The 24,216-nt window shown below is 61.9% G+C and carries 18 protein-coding genes and 2 tRNA genes; 9 read left to right on the top strand and 11 right to left on the bottom strand.

All coding sequences use genetic code 11. From position 1 onward, the window contains the following. Positions 1–274: 274 nt before the first annotated feature. Positions 275–1,243 (bottom strand): glucokinase, encoded by a 969-nt coding sequence (glk, locus tag AB5Y95_RS13965; RefSeq protein WP_260750715.1) that lies wholly within the window; start codon positions 1,241–1,243, stop codon positions 275–277. 349 nt (positions 1,244–1,592) lie between these two features. Between glk and AB5Y95_RS13960 the strand changes: the two genes are divergently transcribed. Together AB5Y95_RS13960 and pyk are read left to right on the top strand one after the other, a co-directional pair. Then, entirely contained in the window at positions 1,593–2,447 is an 855-nt protein-coding gene (locus tag AB5Y95_RS13960) for a MurR/RpiR family transcriptional regulator (protein ID WP_005298732.1), read from the top strand. Between the two features lie 163 nt (positions 2,448–2,610). Continuing rightward, positions 2,611–4,050 (top strand): pyruvate kinase, encoded by a 1,440-nt coding sequence (gene pyk / locus AB5Y95_RS13955; protein WP_005298729.1) that lies wholly within the window; start codon positions 2,611–2,613, stop codon positions 4,048–4,050. A 66-nt stretch (positions 4,051–4,116) separates the two neighbouring features. On the opposite strand, the gene AB5Y95_RS13950 is transcribed toward pyk, so the two are convergent. The 4 genes from AB5Y95_RS13950 to AB5Y95_RS13935 all read right to left on the bottom strand — a co-directional run bounded on the left by AB5Y95_RS13950 (position 4,117) and on the right by AB5Y95_RS13935 (position 11,438). Further along, positions 4,117–5,163, bottom strand: a complete 1,047-nt coding sequence (locus tag AB5Y95_RS13950; RefSeq protein WP_017766576.1) for an efflux RND transporter periplasmic adaptor subunit — start codon at positions 5,161–5,163, stop codon at positions 4,117–4,119. Positions 5,164–5,178: 15 nt separating this feature from the next. Next, positions 5,179–8,241 (bottom strand): efflux RND transporter permease subunit, encoded by a 3,063-nt coding sequence (locus AB5Y95_RS13945; RefSeq protein WP_065018229.1) that lies wholly within the window; start codon positions 8,239–8,241, stop codon positions 5,179–5,181. A gap of 170 nt (positions 8,242–8,411) precedes the next feature. Beyond that, a complete protein-coding gene (locus AB5Y95_RS13940) occupies positions 8,412–10,736 on the bottom strand; it encodes an acyl-CoA dehydrogenase (RefSeq protein ID WP_368161430.1) in 2,325 nt (774 codons plus the stop codon). Between the two features lie 48 nt (positions 10,737–10,784). Further along, positions 10,785–11,438 carry a TetR/AcrR family transcriptional regulator gene (locus AB5Y95_RS13935; RefSeq protein ID WP_005298722.1) on the bottom strand — a complete coding sequence of 218 codons (654 nt, stop codon included), beginning with the start codon at positions 11,436–11,438 and terminating at the stop codon, positions 10,785–10,787. 468 nt (positions 11,439–11,906) lie between these two features. On the opposite strand from AB5Y95_RS13935, the gene AB5Y95_RS13930 reads away from it, so the two are divergent. After that, on the top strand, positions 11,907–12,647 hold the full coding sequence (locus tag AB5Y95_RS13930) for a phosphatase (protein ID WP_010634652.1): 741 nt from the start codon (positions 11,907–11,909) through the stop codon (positions 12,645–12,647). 85 nt (positions 12,648–12,732) lie between these two features. After that, positions 12,733–12,808, top strand: a tRNA-Thr gene (locus AB5Y95_RS13925). A gap of 115 nt (positions 12,809–12,923) precedes the next feature. On the opposite strand, the gene AB5Y95_RS13920 is transcribed toward AB5Y95_RS13925, so the two are convergent. Continuing rightward, positions 12,924–15,212: an FdhF/YdeP family oxidoreductase gene (locus tag AB5Y95_RS13920; protein ID WP_368161429.1), complete on the bottom strand. Its 2,289-nt coding sequence runs from the start codon at positions 15,210–15,212 to the stop codon at positions 12,924–12,926. Next, positions 15,199–16,005 carry a formate dehydrogenase accessory sulfurtransferase FdhD gene (fdhD, locus tag AB5Y95_RS13915; protein WP_368161428.1) on the bottom strand — a complete coding sequence of 269 codons (807 nt, stop codon included), beginning with the start codon at positions 16,003–16,005 and terminating at the stop codon, positions 15,199–15,201. The genes AB5Y95_RS13920 and fdhD overlap by 14 nt, the downstream gene beginning before the upstream one ends. Positions 16,006–16,153: 148 nt before the next feature. Between fdhD and AB5Y95_RS13910 the strand changes: the two genes are divergently transcribed. Further along, the gene (locus AB5Y95_RS13910) at positions 16,154–17,071 is read left to right on the top strand and encodes a LysR family transcriptional regulator (protein ID WP_368161427.1); all 918 of its coding nucleotides are present in this window, start codon (positions 16,154–16,156) and stop codon (positions 17,069–17,071) included. A gap of 192 nt (positions 17,072–17,263) precedes the next feature. Here AB5Y95_RS13910 and AB5Y95_RS13905 read toward each other — a convergent pair. Beyond that, positions 17,264–17,353, bottom strand: a tRNA-Ser gene (locus AB5Y95_RS13905). A gap of 420 nt (positions 17,354–17,773) precedes the next feature. On the opposite strand from AB5Y95_RS13905, the gene AB5Y95_RS13900 reads away from it, so the two are divergent. Then, positions 17,774–18,691: a L,D-transpeptidase family protein gene (locus AB5Y95_RS13900; RefSeq protein WP_005298681.1), complete on the top strand. Its 918-nt coding sequence runs from the start codon at positions 17,774–17,776 to the stop codon at positions 18,689–18,691. Positions 18,692–18,718: 27 nt separating this feature from the next. Next, on the top strand, positions 18,719–19,714 hold the full coding sequence (locus AB5Y95_RS13895; RefSeq protein WP_368161426.1) for a DUF481 domain-containing protein: 996 nt from the start codon (positions 18,719–18,721) through the stop codon (positions 19,712–19,714). Between the two features lie 91 nt (positions 19,715–19,805). Here the strand turns inward: AB5Y95_RS13895 and AB5Y95_RS13890 are convergent, their stop codons facing one another. The 3 genes from AB5Y95_RS13890 to AB5Y95_RS13880 form a co-directional block, all read right to left on the bottom strand. Next, complete coding sequence (locus AB5Y95_RS13890) at positions 19,806–20,525, bottom strand: MaoC family dehydratase (RefSeq protein ID WP_054545305.1); 720 nt, start codon at positions 20,523–20,525, stop codon at positions 19,806–19,808. Between the two features lie 233 nt (positions 20,526–20,758). After that, complete coding sequence (gene rlmF, locus AB5Y95_RS13885; protein ID WP_279452590.1) at positions 20,759–21,703, bottom strand: 23S rRNA (adenine(1618)-N(6))-methyltransferase RlmF; 945 nt, start codon at positions 21,701–21,703, stop codon at positions 20,759–20,761. 151 nt (positions 21,704–21,854) lie between these two features. Continuing rightward, on the bottom strand, positions 21,855–22,343 hold the full coding sequence (locus AB5Y95_RS13880) for a C40 family peptidase (protein ID WP_368161425.1): 489 nt from the start codon (positions 22,341–22,343) through the stop codon (positions 21,855–21,857). Between the two features lie 275 nt (positions 22,344–22,618). Here AB5Y95_RS13880 and AB5Y95_RS13875 point away from each other — a divergent pair, with 275 nt between their 5' ends. Next, complete coding sequence (locus tag AB5Y95_RS13875) at positions 22,619–23,341, top strand: 4'-phosphopantetheinyl transferase superfamily protein (protein WP_201988407.1); 723 nt, start codon at positions 22,619–22,621, stop codon at positions 23,339–23,341. Then, positions 23,338–24,186: a tetratricopeptide repeat protein gene (locus AB5Y95_RS13870; RefSeq protein ID WP_368161424.1), complete on the top strand. Its 849-nt coding sequence runs from the start codon at positions 23,338–23,340 to the stop codon at positions 24,184–24,186. The genes AB5Y95_RS13875 and AB5Y95_RS13870 overlap by 4 nt, the downstream gene beginning before the upstream one ends. Positions 24,187–24,216 lie beyond the last annotated feature (30 nt).

Genomic DNA, 24,216 nt, shown 5'->3' with positions numbered 1-24,216 from the left:
GGCGCACTGCATTGTGGCCCCGCCACCTCACACAGACCCGGCTGCCGCCATCGCCAGCAAAACAGGCCGGCAGTAAACGGCGGGCATAAAAAAACCGGCCGCAAGGGCCGGTGAAACAGTTCAGGCTTGTCAGGTGACAAACGCACCCAGCGGATGAAGAGAAGTCCCAATTCCTTATGGCGCCCTCTCTTCTTGAGTACGTAGGGACACTCTACGCCACGGTCACTGAATCAAGGCTGAACCATGTCCATTGCGTCACCCGCCCTGCCGTTGCTTACAACTTGATGCCCAGCGACTGGCGCAGATAGGCACCGGCACCGAGCAGGCCCGGCCCTTCATGGGTGATGAGGAAGACCGGGATATCCTTGAGGTAGGATTTGAAACGTCCCTTGTCTTCGAAGGCCACCCGAAAACCCGAGCCAATGAAGAACTCCTGGAAGCGCGGCACTATGCCACCGGCGATGTAGACGCCGCCGAAGGTGCCCATGTTGAGCGCCAGGTTGCCGGCAAAACGGCCCATCAGCACGCAGAACAGGCTCAAGGTGCGACGGCAGTCCAGGCACTCGCCCGCCAGCGCGCGCTCGGTGATGTCCTTGGGTTCGAACGCCTGCGGCTCGCGGCCATCTGACTTCACCAGACCGCGGTAGATGTTGACGAGGCCGGGGCCGGAGAGCAGCCGCTCGGCCGAGACGTGGCCCAGCTCGGCGCGCATCACCTGCAGCACCGCATCCTCCTCTTCGCTGTTGGCGGCAAAATCCACGTGACCGCCCTCGCCCGGCAGGCTCAGCCACTGCTCACCCGCCTGCACCAGGTGGGCGACGCCAAGGCCGGTACCGGCCCCGTAGATGGCGATGGGCTTGCCGGCCACAGGGGCCGCGCCACCCAGCTGGATGCGATCGCTCTCCCCCAGCACCGGCACCGCCATGGAGACGGCGGTAAAATCGTTGATCACCTGCAGCCGGGTCAGCCCCAGATTGGCCTGCATCTCGCTGATGGAGAACTCCCAGCTGTGGTTGGTCATGGCGACCCAGTCGCCGTTGATGGGGCAGGCGATGGCGATGCAGGCTTCGCTCACCTGCACCTTGTGCTCATCCAGATAGAGGCGAACCACGGCTTCGAGAGTGGGATGGGCCAGCCCGGAATAGGTCTTGGCCTGGGAAATGGTGCCGGTTGCCAGCTCGCACAGGGCCAACCGGGCATTGGTGCCGCCTACGTCGCCGACCAGCGCATGGGTATGCTGCATAAAACAACTCCTTCGTTACTGGGGTCGGGGCGGCCGTTACCGTCCCGCACTTATTATTTGGTGCCAATTCTACCCGAGCCCCTCCCCTTGCGGCGCGTTTGATGGGTGCAACTGTGCGCCCGCTCACAGTGTTGTTGCTTTGCAACATTTGTAAGCGCTTTCACGGAATGACTGGAAGTTTGTAACCAAAACAACGAAATAATTAGACATGAGTCATACTTTGCAGGGCCGAGATTAGTTTCGATAAGAGCTTGTCTTGTATAGTCATCAAGTTGATTGGAAACCTGCTTAGCCATGAATTTAGTGCAAAGACACTGAAGCTAAATTACAAAAACGCCTGGTGGTGATGATGAATACCCTTGATAAAATTACTAATAATTTGGAAAGTTTCAGTAAATCAGAGCGTAAAGTCGCCGAGGTCATCCTGGCCTCCCCACAGACGGCCATCCACTCCAGTATCGCTACCCTCGCCAAGATGGCTGATGTCAGTGAACCGACCGTCAACCGTTTCTGTCGCCGGCTCGATACCAAGGGCTTTCCTGATTTCAAACTGCATCTGGCCCAGAGCCTGGCCAACGGCACGCCCTATGTGAACCGCCACGTGGAGGCAGAAGACGGGCCCGATACCTATACCGCCAAGATCTTCGAATCCACCATGGCCTGCCTCGATGCCGCCAAGAACAGCCTGGATATCTCGGCCATCAATCGCTGCGTCGACATCCTGACCCAATCCAAGAAGATCAGCTTCTTCGGCCTTGGGGCCTCCTCCGCTGTCGCCCGCGATGCCCAGAACAAGTTCTTCCGCTTCAACATCCCGGTGGTGAGCTTCGACGACATCGTCATGATGCGCATGAGCTGCATCAACAGCAGCGAAGGGGACGTGGTGGTGCTCATCTCCCACACCGGCCGCACCAAGGCGCTGGTGGAGATTGCCGCACTGGCCCGTGAAAACGACGCCACCGTCATCGGCATGACCGCCAAGGACTCCCCGCTGGCGCGCGAGTGCAACCTGGTGCTCTCCATGGACGTGCCGGAAGACACCGACGTCTACATGCCGATGGCTTCGCGCATCGCCCAGCTCGCCCTGGTGGACGTGCTGGCGACCGGTTTCACCCTGCGCCGCGGCATGAAATTTCGCGAAAACCTGAAGAAAGTCAAAGAAGGTTTGCGCGAATCCCGCTTTGATACACCCCACTCTTCGTGAACAACGGGGGCCCCGGCCCCCGGCTGTCTCTGCCACCTTCCTTGGTGTAGTATTGTAATTTAGTAACAAAAGCCACCCAGATGGCTTGCAAGCGGGTGCAATGGGTCATGCGCTTGACGGGGCAGTATCTCAAGTCATATCAACTTCAAAACTGGAGTCTTTCATGCCAAGACGTACAAAGATTGTAACCACACTCGGTCCGGCCACCGATCGCGAAGGGATCCTCGAGGGGATCATCCGTGCCGGTGCCGACATGGTGCGGATGAACTTCTCCCACGGCACTGCTGAAGACCACATCCTGCGCGCCAACCAGGTGCGTGACATCGCCGCCAAGCTGGGCCGTCACGTCGCCATCATGGGCGACCTGCAGGGCCCCAAGATCCGCGTTTCCACCTTCAAGGACGGCAAGATCTATCTGGCCATCGGCGACAAATTCATCCTCGACGCCGCCCTCGGCAAGGGTGAAGGCTGCCAGGAGCAGGTCGGCATCGACTACAAGAGCCTGCCCAATGACGTGGTGCCCGGCGACATCCTGCTGCTGGACGACGGCCGCGTGCAACTGAAAGTGGAGCAGGTCGAAGGCACCCGCATCCACACCACGGTCACCGTGGCTGGTCCGCTCTCCAACAACAAGGGCATCAACAAGAAAGGTGGCGGCCTCTCCGCCCCGGCCCTGACCGAGAAGGACAAGGAAGACATCAAGACCGCCGCCCGCATGAACGTGGACTACCTGGCCGTCTCCTTCCCCCGTTGCGGCGATGACCTGCGTTACGCCCGCGAGCTGGCCCGCGAAGCCGGCTCCAACGCCAAGATCGTGGCCAAGGTCGAGCGCGCCGAAACCGTCGCCACCGACGAGGCGATGGAAGACATCATCCTCGGCTCCGATGCCGTCATGGTGGCCCGTGGTGACCTTGGCGTCGAAATCGGCGATCCCGAGCTGGTCGGCGTGCAGAAGAAGCTCATTCGCCACTCCCGTCGCCTGAACCGGGTGGTCATCACCGCGACCCAGATGATGGAGTCGATGATCAATGCGCCGCTGCCGACCCGTGCCGAAGTGATGGACGTAGCCAACGCCGTGCTGGACGGGACCGATGCGGTGATGCTCTCCGCCGAGACCGCCGCCGGCCAGTTCCCCATCGAGACAGTGACCTCCATGGCCAGCGTCTGCGTGGGCGCCGAAAAGCATCCGAGCCTGAACGTCTCCAACCACCGCATGAGCTACACCTTCACCTCGGTGGAAGAGGCGGTTGCCATGTCCACCATGTATGCGGCCAACCACCTGGAAGGGGTCAAGGCAATCGTGGCGCTGACCGAGTCGGGCACCACCCCGCTGCTGATGTCCCGCATCAGCTCCGGCCTGCCGATCTTCGCCCTGTCGCCGCACAACAAGACCCTGGCCTGGACCAATCTCTACCGCGGCGTCACCCCTGTGCTGTTTGACGGCGACGAGACCAAGCCGGTCTACGAAGTGTGCCGCGACGCGCTGGACGTGCTCAAGGCCAAGGGACTGCTGCAAAGCGGCGACATGGTGTTGCTGACCCACGGCGACAAGATGGAAACCGTCGGCAGTACCAACACCTGCAAGGTGATGATGGTCGAGTAATCGCCCCTCCTGCCTGCAACAAAAACGGCTCCCGCGGGAGCCGTTTTTCATGGTAACCAAGCTGGATCAGCCGCGAAACAGCTCCACCTTGTCGCCATCCTGCAGGCTGCCGGCGCCACGCACCACCACCCTGTCACCCTGCTTGAGCGCCCCGCTCACCGCCACCTGCCGGCTGTCGCCGAACAGCACGGTGACCGGCACCCGGTTTACCTTGAGCTCCTCGCCGTGCTGCTCCACCTGATAGACCACACTCCCCTCGGTGTTGAGCACCAGGGCATCGCGCGGCAGCAGCATGGTCTGCTGCTCCGCCAGCGGCAGCGCCACCCGCACCGGCGAGCCGATGATGAAGCGACCCCCCTCCGGCTTGAGGCGCAGTTCGATGAGGCGCGACTTGGGATCGGCGCTGGCCGCCCGCTGGTAGTAGACCCCGTGGCCGCTGAGCTGATCCCCTTCCACCCGCAGCCGGGTCTGGGGCGCCAGCTGGCCGGCCCAGACGATGGGGGCCTGCAGGCGGATGTCGGGCTGATCGGGGTTGACCAGCTCCAGCGCCTGCTCGCCGGCATCCACATGTTCCCCCGGCTGGATAAAGTGGTTGTTCACCACCCCGTCGAACGGCGCGAAGATGTGGCTTCTGCGCAGCTGCTCCTCAATCTGGCGCACCTGCACCCGCGCCAACCGCTCGGCCAGTTCAGCCTGCTCCACGTCGTAGCGCGCCTTGTCATACTGGCTCTGGGAGGCGCTCTTCTGGCGATGCAGGGTCGCCAGCCGGCCAAACTCTGCGCGGGCGAAGCGCACGTTGCTCTCCCACTTGGCCTGCTCGGCCTGGGCCTGCTCCAGCGAGAGCCGCAGCGCCGCGCTGTCGAGGCGCAGCAGCTCATCCCCCTTGCTGACCCGGCTGCCGAACTCGGCGATCCACTCCACCCGGCCGCTCACCTCGGCGCTGAGCGCCGCCTGCTGGCGGCTCGCCACCGTACCGCTGACCCAGATGCTGGCCGCAGCCTCCCCCCGGGTCACGTCCGCCAGGGTCACCATCTTGCCCTGTGCCAGCGCGGGGAACACGCCCCCCGCCAGCAGCGCCGCGCCCACAACCATCCTTGTAAAACCGTGTGTCATCGTTGAGCTCCTTGCTCAGGCCCGCTGCCGAATGGCCTGCGGCACGTCGACCCGCTCACCCAGCCGCAGGAAGGCGGGCAGCAGGACCAGGGTAAACAGGGTGCTGCAACTCATGCCGCCAACGATGACGGTGGCCAGCCCCCGGTAGATTTCGCTGCCCTCGCTCGGGCTCAGCATCAGCGGCAGCATGCCGAAGATGCTGGTGAGGCTGGTCATGGCGATGGGACGCATCCGGCTTTGCAGGGCATCGGCCACCGCCTGCTGGCGGCTCATCCCCTCCCGCTCCGCCGTGCGGGTCTGGTGCACCAGCAGGATGGCGTTGTTGACCACCAGCCCCAGCAGGATGACGAAACCGATGATGGTCAGCAGATCCATCGGCAACGGCACCAGCAGGCCGCTCAGGTGCAGCGCCAACACACCGCCGACGGTGGCAAGCGGCAGGGTGAGCAGCACCAGCACGGCATCCTTGAGGGAGGCAAAGACCCCCCACAACAGGATCAGCAGGATCATCACCGCAAACAGGAAGATGGCCCCCAGGTTGCCGAGCGCCTGCTGCAGACTGTCGGCATTGCCGGAGACCCGCAGCTCGCCGCCGGCGGGCAGCAGTGGCCGGATGGCGGCAAAACTCTTGCTCTGCAGGGTGTCCAGCACCTGCTCCATGCTCATCCCCGCCGGGGGCGAGATCTGCAGGCTGATGCTGCGCCGCCCGTCAGCCCGAAAGATGCTGGCCGGCCCCATGTCGTGCTCCACCCGCAGCAGCTCGCCGAGCGGCACGATGCGCCCGGACGGGGTCGCCAGCGGCACCGCCTTGAGTTCGTCCGGGTTGGCGGAGGTCTGCCCCATCAGCATGATGTCGAGCCGCTCCTCCCCGTCGAAATACTCGCCAACCCGCAACCCGTCGCCGAAGGTCTGGATGATGGCGGGCATGGGGGTACGATCCCAACCCACCTCGGCGAGGCGCCTGTCCTGCGGCACCAACCGCAGCTCGGGGGCGGTGAAATCGAGATCCGGCTGCGGCCTGACCTGGGCCCCCGGCAGATCCTGCTTGACGATGGCCATGGCGGCCCGCGCCGCCCGATAGAGCTCAACCAGATCACCTCCCTGCAGCAACAGGGAGATACCGTTCTCGCTGTCAAAGCCGCCGAACAGCGACCCCTGACCGCCAAACACCTGGGTGTCGGGGATGCCCACCAGCAACTGCTTCATCAGCAGCTGCTCCAGCACCTTGATCTGGTCCTCCTCTTTCGGCCGCACCCCGATCTGGGCGCCGCCCGGGTAGCGCAATATGTAGTAGTTCTTGAGGGCCGGCTCCTGCTCCCCCTTCATATAGGGATCCAGCCTGGCGATGAGCGTGTCGATCACCTCCTCGCGCTGGGCCTTGAGGTTGAAGCCCGGGGTGAAGTTCATCCAGACATCCACCGCGTCACGCTTCACGTCCGGCAGGTAGTCCATCTTCGGCAGCAGGGCCCAGGTCGCCAGCGCCGGCAGACTCATCATCAGGGTGATGACGATCCAGCGCCGGCGGGGCGTCGCAGTCCAGCGGATCACGTGGCGGGTGGTACCCTGCCACAGCGCCTCATAGGGGTCAGTCAGCCGCTCGCGCCCCATCCAGCGCGCCGCCACCGCCGGCAGCACGGTCACCGCCACCAGCATGGAGACGGTGACGGCGCAGGCGATGGTCAGCGCAAGGTCTGCAAACAGCTGCCCCTCCACGTCGTTGAGCAGCAGCACCGGCAGGAAGATGGCGACCGTGGTCAGGGTGGAGGCCACCAGCGCGGTCCACACCCGACTGGTGCCGTCCAGCGCCGCCTCCGCCTTGCTCAGATCCCCCCGCTCGTGGCGCCGGTAGATGCTCTCCAGCACCACGATGGCGGCATCGAGCACCATACCGACCGCAAAGGCGATGCCCGCCAGCGAGATGACGTTGAGGGTGCGTCCCAGCACCTTGAGCAGACAGAAGGTGAGCATGATGCTGATGGGGATGGCGATCGCGATCATCAGGGTCGCCTTGAGCCGGCGCAGAAAGACCCAGAGGATGGCGCAGGAGAGCAGCACGCCGAGTCCCAGGTTGGCGGTCACCATGCTCACCGCCCGGTTGATATAGAGAGAGGCGTCGAACGACTGCTCCATGTGCAGGCCGACCGGCTCCAGCACCTCGCGGTTGAGCTCGCCCACCTTGAGCTTGATCGCCTCCAGCGCCGCCAGGGCGTTGGCCCCGCTCTCCTTGAAGATCTGGGCGGCGATGGCGGTGTTGCCATTTTGAATGCGCAGCACCGGATTCTCCTCCCGGGCCAGCTGGATCTCCGCCACGTCCCGCAGATAGATGGGCAGGCCGTCGCGCCAGTCCACCACCTTGTCTCCCAGGGTCGCCACGTCGTAGCGGCCGGCAAAGCGCAGCTTGTACTCCCAGCGGCCGATGTCGAGGGTGCCGGCGGAGACGTCCCAGCCGGTGCTGGCCCGGCTGGCCAGCACCGGGATCTCCACCCCCAGCTCGGCGGCGCGGTAGGGGTCGAAGCGGATCTGGATCTGGCGCTCGTTGATCCCCTGGATGTCGACCGTCGACACCCCGGGGATCCGCTCCAGCTCGGGTTTTATCCGCGCCTCGATCAGCGCCTGGTGATCGTCGATCGGCCCCTTGGCGCCGGGCAGCTGCTGGATGAAGAAAAAGGTGAGGGTGTCGTTGCTGCTGTAGTTGTTGACGTAGGGACCGCCAATCTTGTCCGGCAGGCCGGAGACCCGGTTCAGGCGGGAGATGACGTCAAGCTGGGCCCGCTGCATGTCGGTGCCGAGGGCAAACTCCAGATCGATCTCGGTGAAGCCGGGGAAGCTGTTGCTGGTGAGATTCTTGAGCCCCTGCACCCCCTGCATCTCCTGCTCGATGGGGTCGGTTATCTCCGACTCCATCTCCTGGGGTGAGGCCGAGCGCCAGTCCACCGAGATGTTGAGGTGCGGGCGATCGATGTCGGGAAACAGCTGGATCGGCAGCCCCCGGATGCTGAGCAGGCCCAGCAGAAAAATCAGCACGATCGAGACCGCCACCCAGATGGGACGTTCGATCGCCGTTTTGGCGAGGTTCATTCACTCTTCCTGAGTTTGTTGTTGTCGGCCATTCCGCTGGCCTTGCTTCCTGCCCCAAGGGTGGGGGGCCATTGCATTAAACTGGAATTAATCGAGGTTGTAAATGCATGGTTAACAAACAAAAAAACCGGCCATATTGGCCGGTTTCAGATTCAGGAGCGAGTGCTCTCTCAGGCGGCGTGCACCACCGGATTTTTCTGGGATAACCCCTCCAGCTCGCCCGGGGCGAAGTTGTCTACCTGAATGGCTTCGTAGCGCAGGGCATCGGCGGCCAGCAGCTTGTCCGCCTCGTCCTTGCTCAGGATGGATTGGGACAGGGCAGCAGCAACCAGCTCCGGCAACGCCAGTTTGCGGGGCAGCTTGCCCTCTTTCTGGGCCTGCACCAGCTTCTTCTCGTAGGGCTGCACCGAGACCATGGCCTGGAAAGCGCGCTCCATCAGACCGACCGGATCCGCCTCGTCCTTGCCCACATAGCAGAGCGCGGTCAGACGGTCGCGGAACTCACCCGGCTTCATCATGGCCAGGCAGATGGCGTGGCAACGATCGTCGGCCGGCATCTTGTAACCCACGCCGAACGGGAACACCACCCGCTTGAGCACGGCACCCACCACCTTGTTCGGGAAGTTCTGGAAGAAGCCCTCGAACGCCTTGCCAATCAGGTAGAGGTTGCGTTCCACCGCGTACTGCACGAATGGCAGATCGGAGACCATGCGGCCCTGATCCTCGTAGTGCTTGAGGGTGGCAGAGGCCAGGTAGAGGTGACTCAGCACGTCACCCAGACGGGCGGAGATCATCTCCTTGCGCTTGAGATCGCCACCCAGCATCAGCATGGAGACGTCGGCGCACAGGGCCAGCCCTTTACTCATGCGAGAGAGCTGCTTGTAGTAGCGGGCGGTTTCACCGGTTACCGGCGCGCTGTTGAACTGGCCAAGGGTCAGCCCCTGGAACAGGGAACCGAAGAAGTTGCCGGCGCCGAAGGCGATGTGCTTCATCAGCAGGGCGTCAAACTTCTCGAGGCCGCGCTCCACGTCGGTGTCAGCCGCCGCTTCCAGCTCGGCAAAGACGTACGGGTGGCAGCGGGTGGCCCCTTGCCCAAAGATCATCAGGTTGCGGGTCAGGATGTTGGCCCCTTCCACCGTGATCGCCACCGGAATGCCCATGTAGGCGTAGCCGGTGTAGTTTTTCGGGCCGAGCTGGATGGCACGGCCAGCGTGGATGTCCATGGAGTCATCCATGATCTGGCGCGCCATCTCGGTCATGTGGTACTTGGAAATCGCGGTGACGATGGCCGGTGCCTGACCCAAGTCCAGGGAGCCGGCGGTCATGCGACGGGCCCCTTCCAGCTGATAGGTGAGGCCGCCGATGCGAGCCAGCGCTTCCTGCACCCCTTCAAACTTGCCGATGGACATGCCGAACTGTTTGCGCACGTAGGAGTAGGCCCCCACGGTGCGGCTCGCCATGTGACCGCAAGCGGTGCCAAGGGCAGGCAGCGAGATGCCACGACCGGCGGAGAGGCATTCCACCAGCATGCGCCAGCCGCGACCGGCGTAATCCGGACCACCGATGATCCAGTCGAGCGGAATGAACACATCCTTACCAAAGGTCGGGCCGTTCAAGAACGCCAGCCCCATGGGGTAGTGGCGATCGCCGACGCGCACGCCGGGGTGGCTGGTGGGGATGAGCGCGCAGGTGATACCCAGCTCTTCCTTGTCACCCAGCAGTTTTTCCGGGTCATAGAGTTTGAACGCCAGCCCCAGCACGGTGGCACGGGGGGCCAGAGTGATGTAGCGCTTGTTCCAGTTGAGGCGAATACCCAGCACCTCTTCACCCTTGTGCATCCCCTTGCAGACGATCCCCTTGTCCGGGATGGCGCCGGCGTCGGAGCCCGCTTCCGGCCCGGTCAGGGCGAAGCAGGGCACTTCCTTGCCGTTGGCCAGCCCCGGCAGCCAGAAGTCCTTCTGGGCCTGGGTGCCGTAGTGCATCAGCAGCTCGCCTGGGCCGAGGGAGTTCGGCACCATGACGGTGACTGCCACGCTCAGGCTCTTGGTGGCGATGCGGGTAACGATGGTGGAGTTGGCAATCGCAGAGAACTCACGGCCGCCGTAGGATTTCGGGATGATCAGGGAGAAGAAGCCTTCCTTCTTCAGATAGTCCCAGACCGGCTCCGGCAGGTCTTTGGTTTCGTTGACGATCTTGAAGTCGTCGACCATGGCGAGCAGGGTTTCGACCTGATTGTCGATGAAGGCCTGCTCCTCTGCCGTCAGCTCGGCCTTGCCGTAGCCGTGCAGTTTTTTCCAGTCAGGGTTGCCGCGAAACAACTCGCCATCCCACCAGACGGAGCCAGCTTCCATGGCCTCCCGCTCGGTGGCAGACAAGGGCGGCAGTATCTTCTTGAAGATGCCGAACACCGGGCGGGTGACCACCTTTTTACGGATGGAGGGCACGCCGAGCACGACGGCTATCGCCAGCACCAGCAGGATAAGCAATGTGATCATACTCAAGTTCCTTCTATTTCACTGTTTCCGTTGATTTATTGTTGGTTGTTACACGGCCAGGGAGAGCCTGGTCGACTCCACGGGCGCCCCGACACCGGACGCCAGATAAGGAATGACGTTTCGTACCAGCCCCTCCACATCGAGCTGCTGGCCGAAATCGGCTTGGGCGATGTCGCGCAGCGCATCGGCCGAAGCCATGGTGAACACGACGGTGCCCAGGGTGAAGTGCAGCCGCCAGAACAGATCCGCCGGCGACAACTCAGGGTTGGCCTTGGAGATGGCCTGGGTGATCCGCTGCAAAATGGGGCCGTAATGGGCGGTGATGAAGCGGCGCAGGTGGCCCTGGCTGTCGATGTAGCCGCGTCCCAGCAGCTGCATGAAGATGGCCGGACCGTTGGTGCGCACCGCCACCAGCTTCATCAGCGGGTCGACGAAACTCTCGAACACCTGCAGCAAGGTCAGCTGCTCCTGCGCCATCAGGGTATGCAGGCGTGCATCCAGTTCAGGCATGAACAGGCTCAGATAGCGATCGAGCACCGCCTGGATCAGCTCCTTCTTGGAGCCGAAGTGATAGTTCACCGAGGCCAGGTTGACATCCGCCTCGCTGGTGATCAGACGCAAAGAGGTATCGGCGAACCCCCGTTCGGCAAACAACACCTCGGCGGCATCGAGAATGCGGTTTTTGGTATCGATTTTACTCACAGGACACCTCACTTAAACGAATGTTTAAAAAGTACGTTTCACAACCTTTTGTGTCAAGAGAATGTGAACTGATGTTAGTGAAATGTTTTTCTTGAAAATGGGGAACAAGGCGGGAACTTCACGGACGAATCGGACTCTATATCTATGCCACTGCAATTAAACATTAAGTCTCGCCCAACCTGCTCCATGCTAGTTGGGCATTTTTTTACCCTGCTGCCACCCAGCACGCTGGCAAACGGGCAAAAAAAACCGTCGCAGGGCGCGACGGCGGGGAAATGAGGTTGCACCATCCTGATCCAACCCATCGATGCGAGTTCAGGCTTTCATCGATACATCCATCATGGCCGCCAAGCGTGTTCAAACTTTGTCAACCTGCCCTCAATTTGTGACAAAGTATGACAAGCCACGACATGGTCTCGACCCGCCGCCTTTGCTATGCTGGCCCCTCACGCCAGAGGGGAAGATAAGATGAAGTACACGGTCGATACCCACACCCACACCGTCGCCAGCACCCACGCCTACAGCACCATTCACGACTACCTGCCCATCGCGAAGGCAAAGGGGATCAAGCTGTTCGCCACCACGGATCATGGCCCCGACATGGCGGATGCCCCCCACTTCTGGCACTTCGTCAATCTGCACGTGTTGCCACGGGTGGTCGACGGGGTCGGCATCCTGCGCGGCATCGAAGCCAACATCAAGAACATCGATGGCGAGATCGACTTCCCCGAGCGCTACGAGTCTCGGCTCGACATGATCATGGCGGGCTTTCACGAGCCAGTGTTCCCCCCCTGCGATCAGGCCACCCACACCCAAGCCATGATCAACGCCATCAAGAGCGGCCGGGTCGACATGATAAGCCACCCCGGCAATCCCGCCTTCCCCATCGATATCCAGGCCGTGGTCAAGGCAGCGGCAGAGTATCGGGTGGCGCTGGAGCTCAACAACTCCTCCTTCAGCCACTCCCGCCCGGGCAGTGAAGGCAACTGCCGCGCCATCGTCGAGGCGGCGCGGGACATGGGTGCCTACCTCACCTTCGGCTCCGACTCCCACGTGGCCTTCAGCCTCGGGGATTTCGAGCACTGCCACCGGCTGGTGACCGAGGCCGGCTTCCCAGAAGAGCGGATCCTGGCTCGCTCCCCCCGCGCCCTGCTCGATTTTCTCGAAAGCCGCGGCCGGGCCCATATTCCGGAGTTCGCCGACCTCTGACATTGGCCGTAACTCCATGAGCTCACTCATAAAACCGAGTGCAGCTCATTGACTTGCCCCCGGGTTTTCAGGAATCTAGTGGCACGCCGGTATAGCTCAGTTGGTAGAGCAGCGCATTCGTAATGCGAAGGTCGCGGGTTCGACTCCTGTTACCGGCACCAGAGCTGAAAAACAACAACGCCGCATAGCTTATGCGGCGTTGTTGTTTATAGGATGTCCAGGCTCTGCTGCATGGGGCTGGCCTGCTTGAACCGGCTAGCCTGCAAACCTCTCAGCTCATAGCAGCAACAGATTGTCCTGCCGATTGGAGGCGGTCACCAGCACCGGGATGGACTTGGAGGTCGGGGTAAACGAGCCCGCCCCTATGCTGTCGATGGGCACCAGCGGGTTGGTCTCCGGATAGTAGGCTGCGATGTTGCCGCGCGGGATCTCGTAGATCACCACCACAAAACCGGTCACGCTGCGCTCGCGCCCGTCGTTGCAGATGGCAGCCATGTCAACCCTGTCCCCTTCGGCAAAGCCAAGCTGGCGGGCATCCGCCTCGTTCATGAACACCACATTGCGCTGGCCCTTGATGCCGCGATAACGGTCATCCATGCCATAGATGGTGGTGTTGTACTGATCGTGGGAGCGCAGGCTCTGCAGCAGCAGCACCGGCTGATCGCTCATCTGCTCGGCATGGCGGGTACACTCCGGCAACACAGAGTGCGGCAGGGTGCTGGCACGAAACTCGGCCTGGCCGCTGGCGGTGTTCCACACCAGCTTGGCGGCGGAGTTATCCAGATGAAAACCGCACGGCTGCTGGATGCGGGCATTGAAATCGGCAAAACCGGCGATGGTCTGCTCGATGAGATCGCGAATACGCGCATAGTCATCGCGCAGGGCCAGCCAGTCGACCCGCTCGCCGCCCACGGTGGCATGAGCCATCCGCGCCACTATGTCGGTCTCGGAGAGGCAGAGGGGCGACACTGGCTCGGCCGCGCCGGTCGAGGCGTGCACCATGCTGAAGGTGTCCTCCACCGTGATCTTCTGGTTGCCCGTGCGCTGGATATCGAGCTCGGTGCGACCGAGGCAGGGCAGGATCAGCGCCGCCTTGCCCACCTGCAGATGGCTGCGGTTGAGCTTGGTGCTGATCTGCACGTTGAGCTCGGCCTTTTTCATCGCCCCGTAGGTGAAGTCGGTGTCGGGCGCCGCTGCCGCCAGGTTGCCACCCAGGCAGATGAGCACCTTGCTCTTGCCCTCGTCCAGCGCCTTGAGCGCCTCGTAAACGTTGTGACCTGCGGCCCGTGGCAGGCTCACCTGCAAGTGACGCTCGAGCCGGTCGATAAAGGCGGCGGTGGGCTTTTCGTTGATCCCCATGGTGCGGTTGCCCTGCACGTTGCTGTGGCCCCGTACCGGACAGAGCCCCGCCCCCGGCTTGCCAATCTGGCCGCGTATCAGGTGCAGGTTGACGATTTCGCGGATGGTATCGACCGAATGCAGATGCTGGGTCACCCCCATGGCCCAGCAGCTTATGATGCGCTGGCTGGCGGCAAAGACCCGGGCGGCCTGCACGATCTCGGCGCGAGTCAGGCCGGACTGCTGCTCGATCGCTGCCCAGTCAGTAGCCCGTACCTGTGCCTCGTACTCGGCAAAGTGGCGGGTGTGGCGGGCGATGAAGTCGCGATCCACCGCCTCTGGCGCCTCTTCCAGGATGTACTTGGCCATGCCACGCATGGCGGCCATGTCGCCACCCAGTTTCGGCGTCAGATATTGGTGGCTGATGGTGGTGGCCGCCGGGGTCAGCAGCTCGAGCGGGCTCTGCGGGCTGGCAAAACGCTCCAGCGCCACCTCTTTCAAGTTGTTGAAGCTGACGATCTTGCAGCCGCCACGCGCCGCCTGGCGCAGGGCATTCATCATGCGCGGATGGTTGGTACCCGGATTCTGGCCATAGACGAACACCGCATCGGCCTGGTCGAAGTCATCCAGCACAACAGTGCCTTTGCCGATGCCGACCGACTGGATCAGCGCCACCCCGCTCGCCTCATGGCACATGTTGGAGCAGTCGGGGAAGTTGTTGGTACCGAACAGGCGGCCAAACAGCTGATAAAGATAGGAGGCCTCGTTGCTGGCACGCCCCGAGGTGTAGAACTCCACCTCGTCCGGGCTATTCAGCCCCTTGAGGGTGTCGGCAATCAGGGCAAAGGCATCGTCCCAGCTTACCGGCTCGTAGTGATCGGTCGCAGGGTTGTAGCGCATCGGCTCGGTCAGCCGCCCCTGATACTCGAGCCAGTAGTCGCTCTGGGTGGCCAGCTGGCGCACCGAGTGGGCCGCGAAAAACTCGGCCCCCACCGTCTTGCCGGTGGATTCCCAGGCCACCGCCTTGGCGCCGTTCTCGCAGAACTGGAAGGTACCGTGGTCGTTGTCCCCCCAGGCACAGCCCGGGCAGTCGAAGCCGTCGGTCTGGTTGACCCGCAACAGGTTCTTGATGTTCTGACGGGTCTTCTGGCTGCGCAGCACCTGTTTCATGGTGGATTGCAGGGACGAAAAACCGCCGGCTTTGGCGGGCTTTTCAATATGACTCATGGCACTCTCCGATGGGATCCGCCGGGCGATAACTGGAGTAGCTGACCGGGGCATCAAACTTGGGAATATGAACGACGTTGAGGTTGTATTTGAGGGCCAGCCTGACCGCCAGCTGACTGGGCGATGCCAGACAGATGAGATGACGGGCACCGAAACGGGCGGCTTTTTGCACCAGCTCGCTGCCGCAGCGGCTGGTCACCACCAGGGTGTCGCACCCACTGTGCTGGCGCAGCAGCAGGCCAATCAGCTTGTCGAGGGCATTGTGGCGCCCGATATCTTCCCGGCAGTGCAGGATCCGGCCCTCGGCATCCAGCGCCAGCGCCGCATGCAGGGCGCCGTGCTGCTGCCCCTTGAGCTGCCACTGGGCAATCTGCGCACGCAGCCCCGCCAGCAAGGCCCCATCCAGCGGCGGCGTCAGCGGCAACACCGGCAGTGCGGGCAGCGCCTGCTCCACCGCCGCCACGCCGCAGATGCCGCAACCGGTCGCCCCGGTCAGCCGGCGCTTGTGCCGGGCCAGGGCGGCCAGGGAGCGGTTGGCGATAGTGATGTCCAGCACAATACCCTGTTCGGCTGGCGCGCTCTGGATGTCGTGGATCTCGTGGTTGTGCCGGATGACCCCCTCGCCAAACAGAAAGCCGACGGCAAAGTCATCGAGATCGTCCGGGGTCGCCATCATCACCGCATGGTTGATGCCATTGATGTTGATGGCGACGGCTACCTCCTCCACCAGATGATCCAGTGAGAGTGAGGCAGGCAAATTGACGGGGATGTCGACGGGCGCGTAGGCAGGCATGCAGGTTGGCCTAAAAATGCAAACTGCATTCAAGTTTAGAGAGGCGGCAGACGCAAAACCAATGAAATAAATCTATATGGCAATAGAGTTGTTCTATTGACGGCGTTTTTTCAATTGATTAATTTTTAGGTTCATCCTCGCCTCCCGAATGATCATGAACATCAAGCAGCTGCACTATTTCCACGAACTGGCCAAACACCAGCATTTTGCCAGGGCGGCCAAGGCCTGCCACATCACCCAGCCGACCCTCTCAGCCAGCATCACGGCGCTGGAGAAGAACCTCGGTACCGATCTGGTGGTGCGTACCAGCCAGTTCGTCGCCCTCACCGAAGCGGGCGAGCTGGTGCGCCAGTATGCCGAGCGGATGCTGCTGGAGCAGGAGGCGCTCAAGCAGGAGCTGGCGCTGTTTCATGGCGAGCTCTCCGGCACTCTGCGCATCGGCATCGTGCCCCAGTCCAATGTCGACATCATGCCGCTCATCACCCGCTGCAAGCAGCGCTACCCCGACATCGTCATTCGTCTCTCGGTACTCAGCAACGAAGCCCTGCTGTCACAGCTGGAGCTGCACCAGTGCGACATCGGACTGGGGTTTGACGAGCCGCTCACCGGCGCCGCCAGACAGACTTTTCACCTCTATCCCCAGGGCAACAACCAGATGGCGGTGCTGATGAACCGCGACGAGGCGGATCAGCGCCTCCCCGGCGACGAGCTGACCCTGGCCGCACTGCAGCAGCGGCCGCTGGTACTGCCCAGCCGCACCATGCAGTTTCGCAAGTACCTGGACCGCGCCGCCGAGCGGGCCGGCATCCGGCTTGACGTGGTACTGGAAACCGACTCCCTGTTTCACCTGGTGAGCGCCGTGCGCCACCGGCTGGGCTGGGCCATCGTCAGTGCCGGCCTCGCCCGATCCGCCAGCCAGCTCTCGGATCTGGTCTGCCTGCCGCTGGCGCCGCAACGCGACATAGGCCACACCGCCTTCATCACCCGCCAGCACAGCATCACCCCCGCCATGCGCGCCTTCCTCGAGCTGGTGAGGGAGAGTGAGCAAACCAGCACACAGGGCTGAGCAGTGGCGAGCGCAAACTCCGCTGGATTTATCCACCATTGTCTATTTCAACCAGCTGACATGACTCGAGTACAAAGCCAGAATCTTGGCAACGATGAGGAGATGAGGAGATGAGGAGATGAGGAGCAATCTGCGCTTAGCATCCCCATCATGCAAAAGGCCCAAGCTGGCTGGCAGCTTGGGCCTTGAAAATGGCGGAGAGACAGGGATTCGAACCCTGGGTGGCATTGCTGCCACAATTGATTTCGAGTCAATCCCGTTCGGCCACTCCGGCATCTCTCCACGGGGCTTCATTGTTACCGGAGCCGCCTCTGGAAATCAACTTGAATCTCTTTAAAGATCAAACGACTGCACACAAAACCAGCAAGTGAGTGCATGTCTGGCAAGCAGGCGTCCGAGCCTGTCGCTCCCGGTACTGGTACCCAATCCAGGGCGATCAGCCCCCTGCATTGCATCTCGTGCATTCGATGGCGCTGAACCGCCATCCCCTCTCCCGTCAGCGTTCCTCTGCTCATTGCAGATGGCTTGGCTTTGCATTAAAAACAGGCAAGACAGGGTCAACATGACAAATTGCCGTGCAGGGACCCGGCTGCACCCCTTGCCGGTCAGGCTGGCAATCGGCGCGTATTTGACTGACAATTTCCCCCTTTTTCCTCGGGGAGGTCGCGGTGCGGCCCCCTCATCCAATCAGACAGGAAGTACATGTTCATCGCACGAACCCTCTCATTGCTGGCACTGACCGCCAGCCTGCTGACGGCTCCGGCCCTGGCTACCACCTATCCGCTGCCCCCGGCAGGCAGCCGCCTGATCGGCGAGCTGGAGGACTACATTGTCCAGCCAGATGAACATCTCGAGCTCATCGGCAAGCACACCCAGATTGGTTTTTTGGCGCTGCTGGAAGCCAATCCGGGAGTCGACCCCTATTTGCCCAAGCCGGGCACCCGGCTGACCCTGCCGACCCAGATGCTGCTGCCGGACGTGCCCCGCGAAGGCATAGTGATCAATCTGCCGGAGCTGCGCCTCTACTATTTCCCCAAGGGCAAGAACGAGGTGATGGTGCTGCCCATCGGCATCGGTGACATAGGGCGGGAGACCCCCGAAATGACCACCACCATCATTGCCAAGAACCCCAATCCGACCTGGGTACCTGGCCCCATGGTGCGTAAATCCTGGCTGGAACAAAAAGGGATCACTCTGCCGGCGGTCGTGCCGCCCGGCCCAGACAACCCCCTCGGCAAGTTCGCCATGCGCCTTGGCTATGGCAAGCGGGACTATCTCATTCATGGCACCAACAAGGATTTCGGCGTCGGCCTGCGGGTCAGTGCCGGCTGCATTCGACTGCGCCCTGACGACATCGAGGCCCTGTTCAAGATTGTCCCCGTCGGCACTCAGGTGCGGGTGATCAACCAGCCGGTCAAGACCGCCATCGAGCCCGATGGCCGCCACTGGCTGGAGGTTCACTCTCCCCTCTCTCGCACCGAACTGGAGCTGGAGCAGGGTGCCCCGCTGATCCTCTCCGCCGAGGCGCAGGCCTTCATCGCCAGGCCGGAAGTCGACGGTGACAAGGCCGCCAGCGCGCTCAACAGCAAGAACGGCATCCCCCGTCCCGTCAGCGGCTGATAGCCAACCATGTTCACGAGGATCTTCATGAGCTACCGCGTTTTTTGCCTGTTTGCCCTGCTGCTGAGCCCGGCGGCTCTGGCCGACATCCTCTGGATGGACAACGGTGACCGGCTGACCGGCACCATAGAGGAGATAGGTGACGAGGAGGTGCGCATCGCGCTCCCTTACAGCGAGCCCGTCACCGTCAAACGCGAGGCGGTCAAGCGCTGGCGCATCGAGAAGCAGGACAAGCCGAAACCGACCGTCAAGAGCGGCATTACCCTGCTGGCCCTGACGCCGGATGATCAGAAGGCCTGGCTGTGGAGCGGCAGCGGCGATCTGAACGTCAAGCTCAAGCACAACGACAAGAAGACCAATAACGTCAACCTGAAGGCATCCACCGAGGTGGCCAACCTCGACTGGCGTTATACGCTGGACGGGGAGTACATCTACGAGACCGCCAACAACGTCACCAACAGCCATGAGTACCGGCTCCAACCCATGCTGGACTTTTTCTTCGACCAAAACTGGTTTCTGCGCTCAGCCGTCGACTTCGAATATCGCATGCTGGAAGCCGACTACATGAGCCTTGCCTACTCCTCTGGCCCTGGCTACCGGTTCTGGAACGACAAGCGGCGGCGACTGGAGCTGATCGGCCAGGCCGGGCTGGAGCGCTCATACACCAGGCCGGATGACCTCAACACCCTCTTCATCATCAGCCTGTTCAACGACAGGATCATCAACTATCCCCTGCTGGGCCTTGGCTGGGACTATCGTCAACCCGTCGACCTCTGGTCGGAGAAGCTGGAGTTGTTCAGCAAGGGCGGCTACAAGCGCTATCTGGACCAGCCCTCGTCCTACATCACCCGGGAGCAGACAGTGCAAGGCAACCTGGGAGTACGCTACTACTTCAACGATCACCTGCGCCTCTCCTGGTCAAGCGAGCTCGACTGGCAAGACTATCGTATCCACTTGCCGGGCTTCGAGCTCAAAAGCAGCAAGGAGTGGCGCCATCTGCTCACTCTGGGAGCCAGTTTCTGAGCCAGGCCGATCACAGATGACCCAGCAGCCAAAAAAATCAGGCCCACCTAGGTGGGCCTGATTTTTTGCAAGGCTGGGGGGGAGCCGCGGCCTAGAAGTAGAGTCGGGTGACAGACTCGATGACGCAGCCGGGGCGACGTACACCCTCGATCTCCACCTTGATCTCCTTGAGCAGCTCCAACCCGCCCTTGATGGGGGTAACCCGAGCCAGCTTGGTGCGCGCGCGGATATTGCTGTCCACCTTGATGGGGTACGGGAAACGAACCTGATCCAGACCGAAGTTCACCACCATACGGGCGGTCGGAAACTCCGGATTGGCCTCGTCCACCGAGCCGGTCAGCTGCGGCAGCAGGGCCAGAGTCAGGAAGCCGTGGGCGATGGTGGTCTTGAATGGCGACTCGGCGGCGGCACGCTCGGGGTTGGTGTGGATCCACTGATGATCCCCGGTCACGGCGGCAAACTGATCGATCATCTGCTGGCTGACATGCAGCCATTCGCCCACGTGGGTCTCTTCACCGATGCGCGCCTGCAAGGTGGCAAACAGGGTCGCCGCCTCACCGTCGAGTTCGATGATCGACTCTTGCGGTGGCACGGGCTGGCCGTTGACGGCCTGGGCCGCGCCCTGCTGCTGCAGCATGGACTGGCTGTCGCCCTGCAAATCCAGCACTCGCCCCAGCAGAGGATGGAGGTGTGCCTTTTGCTGAAACTCACGCCAGTAGTCGCGGATAGCCGGAGAGAGCCAATCCTTGAGCTCAAAGGGGTGCTGCGCCAGAATTTCGCGCTTGCGCTTCAGAAAATCGACAACTTTCATGTACCGATCCCTATTCGATTCAAAGCCTGTAAAGAGGTCTAACCAGTCCTATTTTATTAAAGTTACAGCTGAAAGTGCAAAAAAATCTCGGCGTACAGCTGTACCAAGGCAAAAATCACTACAGGATAGCTACATAACAGCATGATGAACCAACGAAGAAAACGATTGCCTGTTTTTTATCCGATCATGTTGGCATTGAGATGAAAAAGGCCCGTCATGGGCCTGTGTGGAGATCAGCGCGCTGCAGACCACCACTCGCGGCACCCTGCCTCATCGAAGAAGGTCCAGGCCAGCACCCGGCTCACCTTGTTGCCCTGCGCCATCTCGAGCACCCGCACCTGACGAGCACCGACCCGGGTCAGTGCCTTCTTCGCCGCCGGCAGATTCTCCTTTTTCGATACCAACGAGCTGAACCAGAGGCACTGTTCGGCAAAGGCCAGGCTCTGGTTGATCATCGCGGCCAGAAAGGCGGCCTCTCCCCCTTCGCACCAGAGCTCGGCCTTCTGGCCGCCGAAGTTGAGCACCGGCTTGTCCTTGACCTCCTTGCCCAGATTGCGCAGCTTGCGCTCCGTCCCCTTGCTCGCCTCCGCCAGCGACGCGTGAAAGGGAGGGTTGCAGAGGGTCAGCGCAAAACGCTCGCGCGGCGCCACTATGCCCTGAAAGATGTCGCCGGCCCTGCCCTGCAGGCGGCACTCGATCTGGCTGCCCAGCCCATTGCTGTTGGCCAGCAGAGAGGCAGCCTTGACCGACACTGGGTCGATGTCGGAGCCGACGAAGCGCCAGCCATATTCGCGGGCGCCCAGCAGGGGGTAGATACAGTTCGCCCCCACCCCGACATCCAGCACCCGCACGCCCTTGCCGGTCGGCACCTTGCCCGCGCTCTCGGCCAGCAGGTCAGCCACTCTGTGCAGATAGTCCACCCGCCCGGGAATGGGCGGACAGAGATAGCCGGCCGGCAGATCCCAGTGCTGGATGCCGTAATGAAGTGCCAGCAGGGCCTTGTTCAGCGCCTTGACGGCGGCGGGGTTGGCAAAGTCGATGGTGCTGGCGCCGTAGGGATTGACGAAGACGAAGGGCTGCAGCTCGGGAGTGCGCAGACAGAGCGCGGCAAAGTCGTAGGGAGCCTGGTGACGATTGCGCGGGTGCAATCCGGATTTCTGGTCTGAACGGGTCTTCATGCTGGGCCTGCCGGGGAAAAATCGGGCCCACACTATAGTGATTCGGCCCCCGAAAGTCTAAATCGCGGCCATAAAAAACCGGGCTGTGGGAGCCCGGTTCAAGTGAGGTTGGAAAAACAGTCCGTACTGCGAGCCGTTTGTCCAGCCTGACTCAGATGTCGATCCGGCGTGCCTGCCAGAACTTGCTTCGCCAATAAGAGCTGTCGAGCTTGGAGCGGGTTACCCCGGCCCGGGTGGAGGCGTGGATGAACTCGCCATTGCCCACATAGATGCCGACGTGGTTGAGGCGGCGATTGATTTTGAAGAAGACCAGATCCCCTTCGACCAGATCCTGCTTGGAGACTTGGGTGCCTTCATGGACCTGGGAACGGGTATCACGGGGAAGTTCGATGCCGACGGCGTTGCGGAACACTTCACGGGCAAAGGCGGAACAATCGATGCCGCGCTGGCTGCTGCCTCCCATGCGGTAAGGAACGCCGCGCCACTCTTTGTATACAGTCAGGATTTCGTTTACATCTGGGGTTTGTGAAGCTTCCGGTTCAATTACGGGTTCCATCATGGAAACTTCAATCTTGCTCGCAACCTCGGGCTGGGGTGCCGAGGCACAACCCACCATTCCGAGCGCGACCAGCAGTAGCATCAGGTGGCGCAATCCTTTATCCCCGCAAAATAGTAAAACTTGTTAAAATACGGCCCGAACGGGCAATTTATAAGGCAACAGCACCCGACTATATCCAAGAATTCTATCGAGGCAAGCGAAAATCCCTATCGACCTCACATTTCTGCAAGGAAATGCATTATTTTTCCTGATTAATGTGATCGTGGCCAAACAATATACAATCTCGAAAGAGGCCGTCCTGACCGGATTAAACTGACTTTTATCGCTGTTTCGCCGCTCTTTTAAAGTGAAAAATTATGATCTCTGTGGATCTCTATTTGTTAAAACCGGCAAAGGTCGACGCCGAGCAGCTGACTCTGCTGCAAACCCTACTCTCCCCCGCAGAATGGCAGGCATGGCAGGCCATAAGCCAGCCGTTGCGCCGCCAGGAGTACCTGCTCAGCCGCGGGCTGCTGCGACGGCTGCTGGCCGAGCGGCTGCAGTGTCAACCCGATGCACTGCAATTTGCCAGCAACCCGCACGGCAAACCTGTGCTAAGCGACGGGCGCTGGCAGTTCAACCTCAGCCACAGCGGGGATTGGCTGGTGATCGCCCTCTGCGCCGTCGGCCCGCTCGGGGTCGACATCGAGATGGGTCAGCGCCGCCGCCAGACTCTGCCGCTGGCGCGCCGCTTTTATGCACGCAGTGAATATGAGTGGCTGCTCGCCCTGCCCAAAGCGGAGCAAGAGTCGGCCTTCTATCGGCTCTGGTCGCGCAAGGAGGCGGTGCTGAAAGCCCACGGCGCCGGCATCGCCGCCGGCCTCGACAAGGTGCGCTTCGTGCCTGAGGAGGAGTGGCGGCTCGACAACCAGCTCGATGAACAGGATTACCGGGTGCAGGATTGGGCCATCGGCCAGGGCTGGCTCAGCCTGGCCGCGCCGACCCTGGCCGTCAACGGCTGGCTGCTCGATGGCAGCTTGAATTCTGTGCCCATCAACCCCATGTTAACTCACACCATTTTCCAAGAGTCAGCCTCATGATCGTCGACATCAATCCCCAGAATTTCCAAGCCGCCCTGATCGATGCTTCCATGAAAAAGCCGATCGTCATCTATTTCCACGCCCCCCAGATGCCGGAGTGTCAGGCCATGACCCCGCAGGTGGAGGCGCTGGTCGGCCCGGCCAATCCCCAGGTGACCCTGGCCAAGGTCGACATGAACGATCCGCAGCTGCAACCGCTGGCCGGTCAGCTCGGTCTGCGCGCCCTGCCGGCGCTGGTGCTGTTCCATCAGGGCCGCCCTGACGAGCAGGCCATTCTGGAAGGCCCGCAGGACGAGGCCACCCTGCGCGGCTATTTCACCGCCTTCGCCCCCAAGGAGGAGGAGCTGCTGCTCGAACAGGGGCAACAGGCACTGGCGGACGGCCAGACGAGCGTGGCCTATAGCCACTTCGGCAAGGCCCATCAGCTGGCACCGGATCGCCACGACATCAGTCTGTGGTTGACCCAGACGGCACTCGATCTCAATCTGCTGGATGAGGCACAGGAGCTGCTCGGCAAGATCCCGATGATCGCCCAGGATGACCACTATCAGACGCTTGTCTCCCGTCTGGCGCTGGCCCAACAGGCCGCGGACAGCCCGGAGCTGCGGGCGCTGGAAGCCCGTCATCAGCAGGAGCCTGACAACTTTGCCCTGGCCCAGGAGCTGGCGGTGCAATACAGCCAGGCCGGCCGCCAGGAAGAGGCGCTGGCGCTGCTGTTCACCATCCTCAAGCGGGATCTCGCCTTCGGTGATGCCAAGAAGACCTATCTCGACATCCTGACCACCATGGGATCCAACCCGGCGGCGCAGGGTTACCGTCGCAAGCTCTACAGCCTGCTCTACTGACTTGAAAGGAAGATGAGCAACGGGGTGATG

The sequence above is a fragment of the Aeromonas sp. R5-3 genome, from assembly GCF_040908225.1.
GTDB classification, from domain to species: Bacteria; Pseudomonadota; Gammaproteobacteria; order Enterobacterales; family Aeromonadaceae; genus Aeromonas; species Aeromonas dhakensis.
This window is presented reverse-complemented; position numbering and strand designations above follow the sequence as displayed.